The following is a 12,998-nucleotide window of genomic DNA, read 5'->3' as shown; positions in this document are numbered from 1 at the left end:
CCTGGTTGGATGTTGACCCTGGTACGACAGCTCGTCGAGCTAGAGAAGAGGCGACGTGACTACTGTTCTGACCCCCGCGAGCCCCCTGACGGCCGCCGATCGCTGCGACCGCTGCGGCGCCCAGGCATACCTGCGCGTCGTCCTGCTCAGCGGCGGCGAACTGCTCTTCTGCGCCCACCACGGTCGCAAGTTCGAGCCGGAACTCAAGAAGATCGCCGCTGAGATACAGGACGAGACGGAGCGGCTGACGTCCCTTCCGGGCACCGCCTCCGAAGAAGAGCGCTGAACCTCGCACCCACCCGACGAGCCAGCCCCGGCACCAGGCCGGTGAACGGGCGGCCGCTCCCCTCTCGGAAGCGGCCGCCCGTCGCTCGTGGTCGGACGAGACTCTCAGCGGCCCCCCTCAGCTGCCGCCGATGGCGCCTGTACGGCGACTGACGGCGCCCTGAGCCGTTCCCAGCACCTTCGCGACCTCGGACACCCGGGTATAGACGCCAGGGCTTCCGGGGCGCCCGCAGCCGTTCCCGAAGGACACCAGTCCGATCAGCCGTCCACCGGCGACCAGCGGTCCGCCGCTGTCCCCCTGGCAGGCGTCGGGACCACCGGCGGTCTCCCCCGCGCACAGCATCGTGTCGGCGCGATAGGCACCCGCCGCGCCGCCCGGGTAGGCGTGGGCGCAGACGTCGTCCGCGAGGACGTGCAGTCGCGCCGCGTACAGATGCTTCGCGTAGGCGCCCTGCCCACTGGTATCGCCCCATCCCGACACCAGTGCCTCCGTACCGGCCGCGTAGGCCGGGTCACCCGCTTCCGCCATGCGCACGACGACGCCCTCCGGCAGCGGCTGGGCGAGCGTGAGGACGGCGAAGTCGCCGGAATTGGCCGCGGCGTCGTAGTCCGGGTTGACCTCGGCCTTGCTCACGGCGATCTCCTCGCCGTCCTCCGACAGCAGGTCGGTGCGGTTCGCGATGACCTTGAGATCGCGGACGCTCTCGGGCGGTCCGCCCAGGGCGTCCTCGGACACACAGTGCGCCGCAGTGAGCACCATGGTCGGCGCGACGGCCACCCCGCCGCAGAACTGGCCCGCCCGCGTGCCCCCGAACCGGTCACGGCTGGACAGCGCCACCGTCCACGGCGCCGTCGAGACATCGATCGGGAAGCCCCCGACCACCACACCGCCGACGGCCGAGGGAGCCGCGCCGGCCGGGGATATCGCGGTCAGGACGCCCGCCAGGACCAGCGGCGGGATCAGCGTGCGGGCAATGGAACGACGCATCGAGGCACTCCTCACTCAGGGTGGCATCGGGACACCCAGAGTGATCCACTCCCTGCCCGCCCGCAGCACGAAGGCCCGGCTCCCCCAGGGGAACCGGGCCTTCGCCGTCGTACGACCGGGACTAGTCCAGGTAGTCGCGCAGCACCTGGGAGCGCGACGGGTGGCGCAGCTTCGACATGGTCTTCGACTCGATCTGACGGATGCGCTCGCGCGTCACGCCGTAGACCTTGCCGATCTCGTCGAGGGTCTTCGGCTGACCGTCGGTGAGACCGAAGCGCATCGAGACGACGCCGGCCTCGCGCTCGGAGAGGGTGTCGAGCACCGAGTGCAGCTGCTCCTGGAGGAGCGTGAAGCTGACGGCGTCGGCGGGGACGACAGCCTCGGAGTCCTCGATGAGGTCACCGAACTCGCTGTCGCCGTCCTCGCCCAGCGGGGTGTGCAGGGAGATGGGCTCGCGGCCGTACTTCTGGACCTCGATGACCTTCTCGGGGGTCATGTCGAGTTCCTTGGCCAGCTCCTCCGGGGTGGGCTCGCGGCCCAGGTCCTGGAGCATCTGGCGCTGCACACGGGCGAGCTTGTTGATGACCTCGACCATGTGCACCGGGATACGGATGGTGCGGGCCTGGTCGGCCATCGCGCGGGTGATCGCCTGACGGATCCACCAGGTGGCGTACGTGGAGAACTTGTAGCCCTTGGTGTAGTCGAACTTCTCGACCGCGCGGATCAGACCGAGGTTGCCCTCCTGGATGAGGTCCAGGAAGAGCATGCCGCGGCCGGTGTAGCGCTTGGCCAGGGAGACCACCAGACGGAGGTTGGCCTCCAGGAGGTGGTTCTTGGCGCGGCGGCCGTCCTCGGCGATGATCTCCAGCTCGCGCTTGAGCTTCGGGGCGAGCTTGTCGGAGTTCGCCAGCTTGTCCTCGGCGAACAGACCCGCCTCGATGCGCTTGGCGAGCTCGACCTCCTGCTCGGCGTTGAGCAGGGGGACCTTGCCGATCTGCTTCAGGTAGTCCTTGACCGGGTCGGCGGTGGCGCCGGCCGCGGCGACCTGCTGCGCGGGCGCGTCGTCCTCGTCCTCGTCCGACAGCACGAAACCGGCGGCCTCGGTGCCCTCGGGCTCGTCGCCGGACTTGGTCTCCTCGACGACCTCGTCCTCGAGAAGCTCGCCGTCGTCCTTCTTGGCAGCCGTCTTCTTCGCCGCGGTCTTCTTGGCGGTGGTCTTCTTCGCGGCCGTCTTCTTGGCGGTGGTCTTCTTGGCCGCGGCCTTCTTGGCGGGGGTGGCGTCCTCGTCGTCATCCGACGCGGAGGCGCCCGGGGCGGTCGTGGAAGCCGTGGCCTTGCGGGTGGTCACCGTCTTCGCCGCGACCGTCTTGGTAGTGGTGCGCTTGGCGGGGCTCTTCGCTGCGACGCTCTTGCGGGTGCGCTTGGGCTCTGCGGCACTGACCATCAGCGTCACACCCTCTTCCTCAAGGATCTGATTGAGGCTGCGCAGAACGTTCTTCCACTGAGTGGCCGGAATCTGGTCGGCTTCGAAGGCCCGACGCACATCGTCGCCGGCAATCTGCCCCTCAGCCTTTCCCCGCTCGATGAGCGCCATGACAGAGACGGACTCGGCGATCTCCGGCGGGAGCGTACGGGATGTGCTGGCCGACACGAACAACCTCTCGGAACGTTGGAAAGCGGCTTCCGGCTCACCGTCCGACACGGACAGGAGCCGACCACCGGCCTGGGGATGGGCCGACGGCGCGGGCGGGGCCGGGAAGATTCACAGCGCCTGGTACGGCGTCCGTATTCCCTCCGCGGCTTTACCTCTTAGGTCATCGCACTGTTTCCACGAGCGTTACGCCCAATCTGCGTGGCCCGAGTCACACCCCGTAAGCGGTCAAAAGTTGTCGGACACGAGCAGAACGGGTTCTTTTCATCCTAACGAGATGAGCCCGCTTTCCGTCGAGACCGAAGCCGCCGTCCTCGGCAGTCCGCCGCGCGACGCCATGGAGTCCGGTCCGGCGCCATGGACCGCCACGAGACCGACGCCATGAGCAGCGGCCGGGGTCGCGACAGCACCGGCCGGGGTCGCGACGGCGGGGCCCCGAGCCCGGCACCGCCATCACCACCTCCGACAGGACCACCCGCATCCGTGGCGCACCGGCCACATCCGTGGTGCACCGGCCCGGCGCGGGGCACCACGCGCCGACGACCGCTTCGCTCGCCGCCGCCCGCGTTCGTTCGTTCGTCGTGCGGTCAGTGCTCGCGCGGCGCCGGGACCACGCGCTCCACCTCGGGGTGGACGGTGAGCAGCTGGCGCATGGCCGCCTCGGCCGCCCCGGCGTCGCCCGCGCCGAGCGCGTCCACGATCCGGCCGTGCTGGGAGAGCGACGCCTCGGAGGGCCGGTCGCAGCCGGTGACGGGGCCGCCGGAGACGTGGAGCGCGGAGGAGACGATCCCGGAGAGGTGCTCCAGCATCCGGTTGCCCGCGACCTGGATGAGCAGGGCGTGGAACTCGGTGTCGGCCCGCGAGAAGGTCAGCGCGTCCCCGCCGGAGAGGGCGTGGCTCATGATCTCGACCAGGTCGGAGAGGCGCTGCTGCACCTCCTCGCGGCCATGCCCGGCGGCGAGGCGGGCGGCGAGCGGCTCGATCGTCCAGCGCAGCTCGTTCAGCTCGCGGCGCTGGTCGTCGCGCTGTGGGCCGAAGGCCCGCCATTCGATGATGTCGGGATCGAGGAGGTTCCAGTCGCTCACGGGGCGCACCCGCGTGCCGACGTTCGGTCGGGCGCTGACGAGGCCCTTGGCCTCCAGGACCCGGAGGGATTCGCGGACGACGGTACGGGAGACCTCGAAACGCTGGCCGATCTCCTCGGGCACCAGCGGGCGGTCCGCCCCGAGGTCGCCCGAGACGATCATCTGACCCAGCTGCTGGACGAGCTGGCCGTGCAATCCGCGCCCGCGGTTGCCCGCGGCGCGCCGGCCGACACGGCCCAGCTCGGAATCTGCCCCTTCCCAGGCGGGCACGGTGGGGCGATCGGCCACCGGAGCCTCGGCGTAGGGGTAACGGTCGAGTTCGCCCGGGCCGGCCAGACCGGAGTCGGCGGAGCGGGCGGCGGTCATCATGGTGTGCGCAAGGGTACTCACGCATCCTTTGTCGGCGCTGCCTCCAACTGCCTTGAGGGCTTTGGTGAAAAGCACACGAAAGGGTGATCGCTCACCCCGTCGCAATTGACGCCTTATCGTAAAGAAACGGGCTTTCTGCGGGGAGTTGTGCGCACAGTGGAGCGGGAACCGTACGACGGGCCTCACCTGACCCTGACGCGCGGCACCGCGAACAGGTACGCGCACAGCAGCGCACCGAGCGACAACACCATGGCGCCACCTACGGGTTGGCCGACGATCCGGATCACCGCCAGCACATAGCGCTCGCCGCCGAAAGGCCACTGGAGCAGCAGGACGTCGTGCATCCGGACCGTGATTCCGGCGGCGGTTCGCACGGACGACCCTTCGAACACCTGGCGCACCAGCGGTACGACGGCCACCGGCACCGCGAGCACGGCCGCAAGCCCCGCCGTGGTCGAGCGGAAGACCCCGGCCGCCAGCACCCCGGCCCACGCACACCCGATCACGAGGGCGAACCAACTCACGCCCAGCGACAGCCAGTCCTCCGGAACCTGGGTCAATTCCCGGCCGTAGAGCAGATAGAGGGCTTCGGCGTCGCAGCCGAGCGTGAGGAGGGCGAGGATCGCGGCGGTGACTCCGGAGACGAAGAGTTTCGCGGCGAGCAGCCCCAGTCGACGGGGCACGGTGACACGATCCACCGCCAGCGCGGGGTAGCGGAACTCGTCCCCGAAGGACAGCGCGCCGAGCAGCCCGGCCGCCAGCGCCACGGGTGGCAGCGGGAACTCCCTCGGCCACGCGGCGAACAGCCGCTCCTGCGGGGTGTGTCCGATCCGGGCCAGCAGTACGGCAATGAGCGCGGACACCAGGAGCGCGATCCCGCTGGTGAGAAACCCGGTACGGATCCCGGCGGCACGACGCAGTTCGTACCGCAGCGGGCGGAGCGGACTGGGGGTCGAACGGACAGCGATGGGAGGCGGAAGGGGGGACGAAGCACTGCCGACCAGGGCGACTTCGGCCGCCGGGGACGTGTCGCCGGAAGCGGCACTCTCGACCTCCGGAGCCTCGACCGCCGGAATCTCGGCGCCCGGTCGCCCCTCGGTCCCAGCAGTGTCCGCGAGTTCGCCACCCGGACCCATGTCGCCGATCTCGTCCGCGAGTTGATGGACCATGATGCCGTGCCGGTAGGCGGCCTCACCGATGTCGGCGGTCGTACTGCCGTACACGGAGATGCGGTTGCCGCCCTCAGGCACCACCTCGACGGAACGGCGCTCGACACGCGCCTCCTTGGCGAGCAGGGTCGCGAGGCGCGCCGCCTGAGGGCTGCGCACGGCGACCCGGGGGCGGAGTCTGGTGCGGGCGAACTCCCTTCCCTCCTGATCCGCGACGACTCTGCCGCCGTCCAGGGTGACGACGTGATCTGCCGTCCGCGCGGCCTCCTTCGGATCGGCGGTGGTGAGGAGCACCGTGCCGCCCTGGTCGGCGTAGGTGCGCAACGTGGTGTGCGTCCAGCGGGCCTCGGCGGGCGAGAGGTCGGCGGTGGGCTCGTCCAGAACGAGCGTGTGCGGGTCGGGCAGCAGGGCGCAGGCGAGACCCAGGCGGCGGTCCATGCCGCGCGACAGGGTGCCGAGCCGTTCCTCGCGCAGGCTGACGAGCCCGACCGCTTCGAGGACTTCATCTGCACGCCGGGCGGGAACTCCGGTCGCCGCGCAGAGCATCCGCAGGTGACCGCGGACCGTGCGGGCGGGGTGTCCGGGCACGTCGCCGAGTACGACGCCCACTTCTCGCGAGGGGTGGGCAATCCGGTGCAGAGGTCGCCCCCTGAAGTAGGTGACGCCACGCCCTTGCTGGAGTTCGAGCATCAGCCCGAGCGCGGTCGTCTTGCCCGCCCCCGCCGCTCCGAGCAGGACGGTGAGGTGCCCGGCGCGCGCCTCGAAGGAGACGTCGTCCACAGCGGGCGCTTGCGACTTGCGGGGGTTGCTGGTCAGTCCGACGGCCTGGATCACCCGAAGCAAGATAGCGCGCGAAGTCCGTTTTTTCGGCTATGACCCGATTCGCTCTATCGTGACGTGCGAGGTCGCGCAACTCGTGTGCGCCGTTCGGGGGCCGCCCCTTGGGCACACGACTCCGCGGGCTTGCGCGTGATCCCGCGTGGAGGGCCGCGATCCGAGCACCCCTGAGGCGCTCGGCTCAGACCTCGGGGCGGAGCATCGGCGGGTTGAGCAGGGTCGCGCCACCGGCCCGGAAGAGCTGAGCCGGCCTGCCGCCCTGGCGGGTTGTCGTCCCTCCGGTCGGGACGAGGAAGCCCGGCGTGCCAGTGACCTTGCGGTGGAAGTTGCGCGGGTCGAGAGCCACGCCCCAGACCGCCTCGTAGACGCGGCGCAATTCTCCGACCGTGAACTCGGGCGGGCAGAACGCCGTGGCCAGTGACGAGTACTCGATCTTCGAGCGGGCCCGCTCCACCCCGTCGGCGAGGATCTGGCCGTGGTCGAAGGCGAGCGGTGCGACGGGCTCGCCGTCCCGGCCGTACCCGCCCTGCTGGAGCAGCTCCGCGACCGGCGCCCAGCGGGCATTGCTCGCGTCACCGCCCGCGCGGGGCGCGGGGAGGTCCGGGGCGAGAGCGAGGTGTGCCACGCTGACCACTCGCATACGCGGGTCGCGCTTCGGGTCGCCGTAGGTGGCGAGCTGTTCCAGATGTGCGCCGTTGTCCTGGGCCGGGACGGCGGGGTCGTGGGCCTTGAGTCCGGTCTCCTCGGCCAGTTCCCGCGCCGCCGCCTGGGACAGGTCCTCGTCGTCCCGCACGAATCCACCGGGCAGCGCCCAACGCCCCTGGAAGGGCTGCTCGCCTCTCCGTACCGCCAGCGCGCACAGGGCATGACGGCGAACGGTCAGCACGACCAGGTCCACGGTGACGGCGAATGGCGGAAACGCTGACGGGTCGTAGGGCATAAGGCGATCATAGTCGTCTCCTTGACGATAAACACTCCCTTCTCCGGTCGTCGTCGCGGACGTGGGCGGCTGTCGTCGCGAGGGCGGTGGCAGAGGTCCTTGTCGGCTCGGGGGCTGCGCCGTGTCCCGCGCTCACTTGTTCTCCCTGTCCGTCGCGCACGTCCGGGTGGCGTCCCGCCTCGCGTTTCCCGGTCGGATGGGGGCGGTGGAGGAGGCGTCCCGACGCTGGTGCGGGGGTCGTCGGCGGCTGGCGTCCGCACGGGTGGGGCCGGTGCTGCCGGGGCCAGTGTGCCCGGAGGGTCGACCTCGGCGTCGGCGGCGCGAGTTGGGGGCCGTGGGCGGCGCGGCGGCGGCACCCTCGGCCGGGTCGTCGCGGTGAGCCTGATCGTCCGGCTCGGAAGAGGAAGAGGAAGAGGAAGCGGACGTGGACGCGGACGTGGACGCGGGGTCAGTCGGCGCCGCTGGTGCAGCCGCGACCGGCTCCGTGTCGGCGGTTCCCTGCGGGGCCGTCCCCCGCAGCCGGTTCGCCCGTTCCACGCGCAGACAGCGCCGGACCGCCTCCGGGTCGATCCCTTCGTTGCATGCCTGGTGCAGCAGGCGGGCGAAGAGGTAGTCGGGGTCCGCGCCGAGGGCCATCGCCAGGGCCTCCCGCGCCTCCAGTTCGTCGCCGGTGGACCAGGCGACCCAGCCGACCAGCGTCAGTGGGGCGGCGGCATGCTCGTGGTAGGGGCCGACGCAGCGGCGGGCCACGGCTCGCCAGAGCCGCAGCGCGGGGCCCGCTTCGTCACCCTCCATCCAGGCGGCGGCCCGGTCACGCGTCGTGCGGTCCTGGAGGCCGAGGATCAGCGCGGCCGCCTCGTCGTGCGCGAGCAACGTGTCGTCGCGCAGGTCCGCCGGGTGCGTTCCGGACACCGGGGGCGCTTCGGCGAAGCGGCGAATGATGCGTTCCGCGAGGTCCAGGGTCTCCTCCGCCACCTCCTCACGGCTCGCCTCCTCCAGAATGCGGGGCACCAGGGACAGGCCCGCCGCGTCCAGGGCGACCTCCTGCTCCAGGGCCGCGGAGGTCTCCCAGGGCAGCATCCTGGCGCGGAGTTCCCGCAGCGTGCCGCGTACCTGGAGCCCGGCGTAGGTGGCCGCCGCCGCCAGTACCGACGTCCCGGGCAGGCCCATCACGGTGCCCTCGGCCGGACAGCAGGCGTCGACCGGGCACACGTAGGACCAGAAGCGCCCGTCCGAGACACACAGCGCCTCGATGACCGGGACGTCCAGGCTGCCGCACTCGGTGCGCAGCAGCTGGGCCAGGGGACCAAGCCGCCGCATAACGTCCTGCCCGGACTCACCGGCTCGTGGCTCCTGGCAGACGTACGCGACCATCCGCTCCGCACGCGCCCCGCGTCGCTCGCTGCCCAGCACCAGCCCCCTGGCCAGCTGCCGAGCCGCCGCACCCCAGTCGTCCTCGCTCGCGGGAATCCCCAGTCGGGCCCGGCCGCCGAACCTGCCCGGCCCGTCGGTGTCGTGCAGCGCGACCAGGACCATGCTGTCCTCGGGCCGATACCCGAGCAGATAGGGCAGCGCGTCGGCCAGCTCGGCCGGGGTACGCAGCGTCACCTGGGCGTCATGCACATCCCTCCCGCCGAAGGCCGCCTCCGCCGGGCCGCCGCTTCCTGTCCCTGTCCCTGCCCCTGCCCCTGTACCCGCCTCCGATCCGACTCCCGAAAAGTCCCTGTTCTCGCCGTTCTCGAACGGCCCGGCCGTTTCGCTGTGATTCGTCATGCGCTGACGATCTCGCAGTTCGCGAAATCCCGCTGGGACCTGTGGATAAGTCGGATCAGGGACACGCCAACAAGTCGGCCGACGGACGGCCCCAGCCTCGCCCGGGCCGCCACCGCAGCCGCAAGCCACTGCGGCTACCCACCAACCCCCAGCACCAACGGCAGAACCCCCTCCGCCCCCGCCTGCCGCAGCAGCCGCGCCGCCACCGCCAAGGTCCAGCCCGAGTCCGTGTAGTCGTCCACGAGCAGGACCGGGCCCGGGGTGGCCGCCAGGGCAGAGGCGAGGTCGGGCGGGACGGTCAGGGACGTGGCCAGGGTGCGCAGGCGCTGGGCGGAGTTGCTGCGGGGGGTGGGGTGGTCGTCGGTGAGGGTGAGGGTGCCGAGGAGGGGGAGCCGGCCGATGCGGGCGACGCCTTCGGCGAGGGAGGTGACCAGGTGGGGGTGGGTGCGGGAGGGCATCGCGACCACGCCGACCGGGCGCGGCGTCGCGTCCGCCGTACCGCTCGCCCAGCCGGAGGGTGAGCGGGCCCAGTCGGCGAGCACCGTCACGACGGCGGAGAGCACGTCGTCCGGGACGGGGCCGTCGGGTGACTGGGGCGACAGCAGGGGGCGCAGTCGGTTGCCCCAGCCGATGTCCGAGAGTCTGCCGAGCGCGCGGCTGGTGGCCGCTTGTTGGCCTGCGGGGATGCGGCCCTTGAGGTCGACGCCGATCGCGGCCATGCCGGTGGGCCACATGCGGCGCGGCTCGACCTCCACACCGGGGCGCTCCAGTTCGCCCCGCGCCGCTGCCAGGGCGTCGGGTGCGACGGCGGGGTCGAGCCAGGGCCCGGCGCAGGTGTCGCAGCGGCCGCAGGGGGTGGCCTTCTCGTCGTCGAGCTGGCGTTGCAGGAACTCCATCCGGCAGTCGGTGGTCGCCACGTAGTCCCGCATGGCCTGCTGTTCGGCCTCGCGCTGGTGGGCCACGCGCGCGTACCGCTCGGCGTCGTAGACCCACGGCTGGCCGGTGGCGATCCAGCCGCCCTTCACGCGCTTGACCGCCCCGTCCACGTCCAGGACCTTCAGCATGGTCTCCAGCCGGGAGCGCCGTAGCTCCACCAGCGGCTCCAGCGCGGGCAGGGACAAGGGGCGTCCCGCCTGCTCCAGCACCGACAGGGTGCGCCGTACCTGTTCCTCGGGAGGGAAGCCCACCGAGGCGAAGTAGGCCCAGATCGCCTCGTCCTCGCGGCCGGGCAGGAGCAGCACGTCCGCGTGCTCCACGCCTCGGCCCGCGCGGCCCACCTGCTGGTAGTAGGAGATCGGGGACGAGGGCGAGCCCAGGTGCACCACGAAGCCCAGGTCGGGCTTGTCGAAGCCCATACCCAGGGCCGAGGTCGCCACCAGGGCCTTCACCCGGTTCGCCAGCAGGTCCTCCTCGGCCTGCAGGCGGTCGGCGTTCTCGGTCTTGCCCGTGTAGGAGGCCACCGGGTAGCCGCGCTGGCGCAGGTAGGCCGCGACCTCCTCGGCCGCCGCCACCGTCAGCGTGTAGATGATCCCGGAGCCCGGCAGGTCGCCCAGCCGCTCCCCCAGCCAGGCCAGCCGGTGCGCCGCGTCCGGCAGCTTCAGGACACCGAGCCGCAGGCTCTCCCGGTCCAGCGGTCCTCGCAGCACCAGGGCGTCCGCACCACCGGTGCCCAGTTGCTCGGCCACGTCGGCCGTCACGCGCGCGTTGGCGGTCGCCGTCGTGGCGAGGACGGGCACGTCCGCCGGCAGCTCGGCCAGCATGGTGCGCAACCGTCGGTAGTCGGGCCGGAAGTCGTGCCCCCAGTCGGAGATGCAGTGCGCCTCGTCCACGACCAGCAGACCGGCCGTGGCGGCGAGCTTGGGCAGCATGTTCTCGCGGAAGTCCACGGAATTGAGGCGCTCGGGGCTCACCAGGAGGACGTCGGTCTCGCCGCGTTCGACCTCCTCATGGATGGTGTCCCACTCCTCGGGGTTGGCCGAGTTGATGGTGCGGGCGCGGATACCGGCCCGCTCCGCCGCGTCGACCTGGTTGCGCATGAGTGCCAGCAGTGGCGAGACGATCACGGTGGGACCGGCGCCGCGGCGGCGCAGCAACGCGGTGGCCACGAAGTACACCGCCGACTTGCCCCATCCGGTGCGCTGTACGACCAGTGCCCGCCGGTGCTCCTCCACCAGCGCGGCCACGGCCTGCCACTGGTCCTCCCGCAGCCGCGCCGCGCCCTCCCGGGCGCCGACCAGCTCGGCGAGGACCGCATCGGCTTCGGTGCGGAGCGTGAGATCGTCCATGCCTCCATGCAACCCGATGGCACTGACATTCGGCGAATCCGGACGGCGTGACACACCCCCTCGCACGCGGGCGTCGGCGCCGGGGCGCGGAAAGGGCGCGAAACGGTCGCCCGAGGCGTCGTCGGTGGTCGCCGGGGGTAGGGATATAAGTAACGCACCACCAGATAACCGTCGGCGGCCCCAATTGCTCGTTGCCGCATCCAAGTTCGACAGGAAGAATTGAAGTCCGCTCCCCGCACGGCTCGCCCGTGTTCCGGCTGGGCTTTACTGCGGTGCGCGCTCCCCCGAATCCGACCTCGCCCGCAGTGTGGGCGCGTAGCCGAAGGGAGGAACGTGACCTTCGGATTCGCCTCGTCCTCGGCGGCCTCGTTGTCGACGTCCGTGACCGCCGCTTCCGCCAGCCGTCTGCTCGAACCCGCCGAGTGGGCAGCCGCCGGAATCCCGCTGCTGCGCAACCCGCGCGAGGTCGTGGGCGGGCTGCACGTCCGCCATCGCCCCAGACCGTCCACGGCCGTCGTGGCCGTGCTCGACTCCGACGAACGGCTGTGTGCCAGCGCCTCGTTCACCAGGCGCTCCGCCCCGGCCGACGGCTGGATGTTCCGCAACGCGCTGCTCGACCAGTTGCGCCGGATCATCCCGCACGACCTGCGCCGCCGCACTCCGGTGCGCACCGCCGTGCTGCTCTACTGCCGCGAGGGCGAAGCGCGTTGGACGGAGGAGGACGGCGCCTGGATGTGGGGGCTGCGCGACGCGTGCACGCTGCACGGATTGCGCTGCGGTGCCTACATCACGCTCACCCAGGAGGGCTGGCAGGTGCTCGGAGAGGGACGCGGGGGCCGTAGTCCCCATGCCCATTCGGCGCCGGAGCCGTTCGCCCTGTCGGAGGTCCCGCCCCTGGCACCGCGCACCGGCGGCCCGGTCTCCGAGGTGCTGCGCCGGGCGGCGGCCCGCTGATCCGGGGTTCACGGCACGTACGCCCGCGAAACGGCGGCGGCACAGCGCCGCCGCCGGAACGACTTCACGCACCATGAACGCTCACGCACCATGAACGGCGAATCGCCGTCCGGTGGCCGGCCCCTGTGACGGGGACGGCCACCGGACGGCGCTCCGGGCACGGCAGGGACCGTACGACGGCGCGGACATCACCGGAGCGACCGGTGGACCGTGCCGCTCGGGGTCAGACCCCGGCGCCCAGGACCGAGTTGATCGTCTGCGGGTCGCCGCAGACGATCAGCAGGGCTCCGGCCCGGGAGTGGGCCGCGGAGAGGGCGGTGGTGGCGGTTTCGGCGCTGCCACCGTTGACCGCCACGACGACCACGGGACGGTCGGCGGCGCGGGCGGCGAAGGTCGCGTCCGTGTAGAACACGTCGTCGCCCGCGTCGTGCTGCGCCCAGTAGGACGCCTCACCGAAGGACAGTTCGTGCTCGGTCCACGGGTGCTGGGCGCCGGTGGTGATCACCAGCACCTCACCCGGGGAACGGCCCGAGTCGAGCAGCAGGTCCAGCGCCTCCTCGGCGGCGTCGAGCGCCCCCTCGGCCGAGGCCGGGAGCAGCTGGATCTGCGGGGTCGCCGCGGGGGCGGCGGAAGCGGCCGGGCCCGACGGGCTCGGCTCGGCC

General features: G+C 71.8%; 10 protein-coding genes. 2 read left to right on the top strand and 8 right to left on the bottom strand.

Going from position 1 to position 12,998, the window contains the following annotated elements:
* Window positions 1-55: 55 nt before the first annotated feature.
* Window positions 56-286 carry a hypothetical protein gene (locus tag GTW40_RS29255; protein WP_161183147.1) on the top strand — a complete coding sequence of 77 codons (231 nt, stop codon included), beginning with the start codon at window positions 56-58 and terminating at the stop codon, window positions 284-286.
* 117 nt (window positions 287-403) lie between these two features.
* Here the strand turns inward: GTW40_RS29255 and GTW40_RS29250 are convergent, their stop codons facing one another.
* From GTW40_RS29250 to GTW40_RS29220, 7 genes are all read right to left on the bottom strand, one after another.
* Window positions 404-1,273 (bottom strand): serine protease, encoded by an 870-nt coding sequence (locus GTW40_RS29250; protein WP_161183146.1) that lies wholly within the window; start codon window positions 1,271-1,273, stop codon window positions 404-406.
* A gap of 121 nt (window positions 1,274-1,394) precedes the next feature.
* Window positions 1,395-2,924, bottom strand: coding sequence for an RNA polymerase sigma factor (locus tag GTW40_RS29245; protein WP_161183145.1), 1,530 nt, complete (start codon window positions 2,922-2,924; stop codon window positions 1,395-1,397).
* Window positions 2,925-3,511: 587 nt separating this feature from the next.
* The gene (locus tag GTW40_RS29240) at window positions 3,512-4,399 is read right to left on the bottom strand and encodes an FCD domain-containing protein (RefSeq protein WP_161183144.1); all 888 of its coding nucleotides are present in this window, start codon (window positions 4,397-4,399) and stop codon (window positions 3,512-3,514) included.
* A gap of 161 nt (window positions 4,400-4,560) precedes the next feature.
* The gene (locus GTW40_RS29235; protein ID WP_161183143.1) at window positions 4,561-6,381 is read right to left on the bottom strand and encodes an ATP-binding cassette domain-containing protein; all 1,821 of its coding nucleotides are present in this window, start codon (window positions 6,379-6,381) and stop codon (window positions 4,561-4,563) included.
* 184 nt (window positions 6,382-6,565) lie between these two features.
* Entirely contained in the window at window positions 6,566-7,324 is a 759-nt protein-coding gene (locus tag GTW40_RS29230) for an NUDIX hydrolase (protein WP_161183142.1), read from the bottom strand.
* A gap of 132 nt (window positions 7,325-7,456) precedes the next feature.
* The gene (locus tag GTW40_RS29225; protein ID WP_161183141.1) at window positions 7,457-9,097 is read right to left on the bottom strand and encodes a DUF4192 domain-containing protein; all 1,641 of its coding nucleotides are present in this window, start codon (window positions 9,095-9,097) and stop codon (window positions 7,457-7,459) included.
* Window positions 9,098-9,231: 134 nt separating this feature from the next.
* Window positions 9,232-11,382: a RecQ family ATP-dependent DNA helicase gene (locus GTW40_RS29220; RefSeq protein ID WP_161183140.1), complete on the bottom strand. Its 2,151-nt coding sequence runs from the start codon at window positions 11,380-11,382 to the stop codon at window positions 9,232-9,234.
* Between the two features lie 333 nt (window positions 11,383-11,715).
* Here GTW40_RS29220 and GTW40_RS29215 point away from each other — a divergent pair, with 333 nt between their 5' ends.
* A complete protein-coding gene (locus GTW40_RS29215) occupies window positions 11,716-12,336 on the top strand; it encodes a hypothetical protein (protein ID WP_161183139.1) in 621 nt (206 codons plus the stop codon).
* Window positions 12,337-12,559: 223 nt separating this feature from the next.
* Here the strand turns inward: GTW40_RS29215 and GTW40_RS29210 are convergent.
* Window positions 12,560-12,998 (bottom strand): hypothetical protein (locus GTW40_RS29210; protein ID WP_161183138.1); only part of this gene is annotated, 439 nt, incomplete at its 5' end.

The organism is Streptomyces sp. SID4985 (assembly GCF_009863025.1).
Taxonomy (GTDB): domain Bacteria; phylum Actinomycetota; class Actinomycetes; order Streptomycetales; family Streptomycetaceae; genus Streptomyces.
This window is presented reverse-complemented; position numbering and strand designations above follow the sequence as displayed.

Bases quoted from the DNA above. Each gene is read 5' to 3' on its own strand.
- GTW40_RS29230 (WP_161183142.1), bottom strand. From the start codon at position 7,324: ATGCCCTACGACCCGTCAGCGTTTCCGCCATTCGCCGTCACCGTGGAC.
- GTW40_RS29250 (WP_161183146.1), bottom strand. From the start codon at position 1,273: ATGCGTCGTTCCATTGCCCGCACGCTGATCCCGCCGCTGGTCCTGGCG.
- GTW40_RS29220 (WP_161183140.1), bottom strand. From the start codon at position 11,382: ATGGACGATCTCACGCTCCGCACCGAAGCCGATGCGGTCCTCGCCGAG.
- GTW40_RS29225 (WP_161183141.1), bottom strand. From the start codon at position 9,097: ATGACGAATCACAGCGAAACGGCCGGGCCGTTCGAGAACGGCGAGAAC.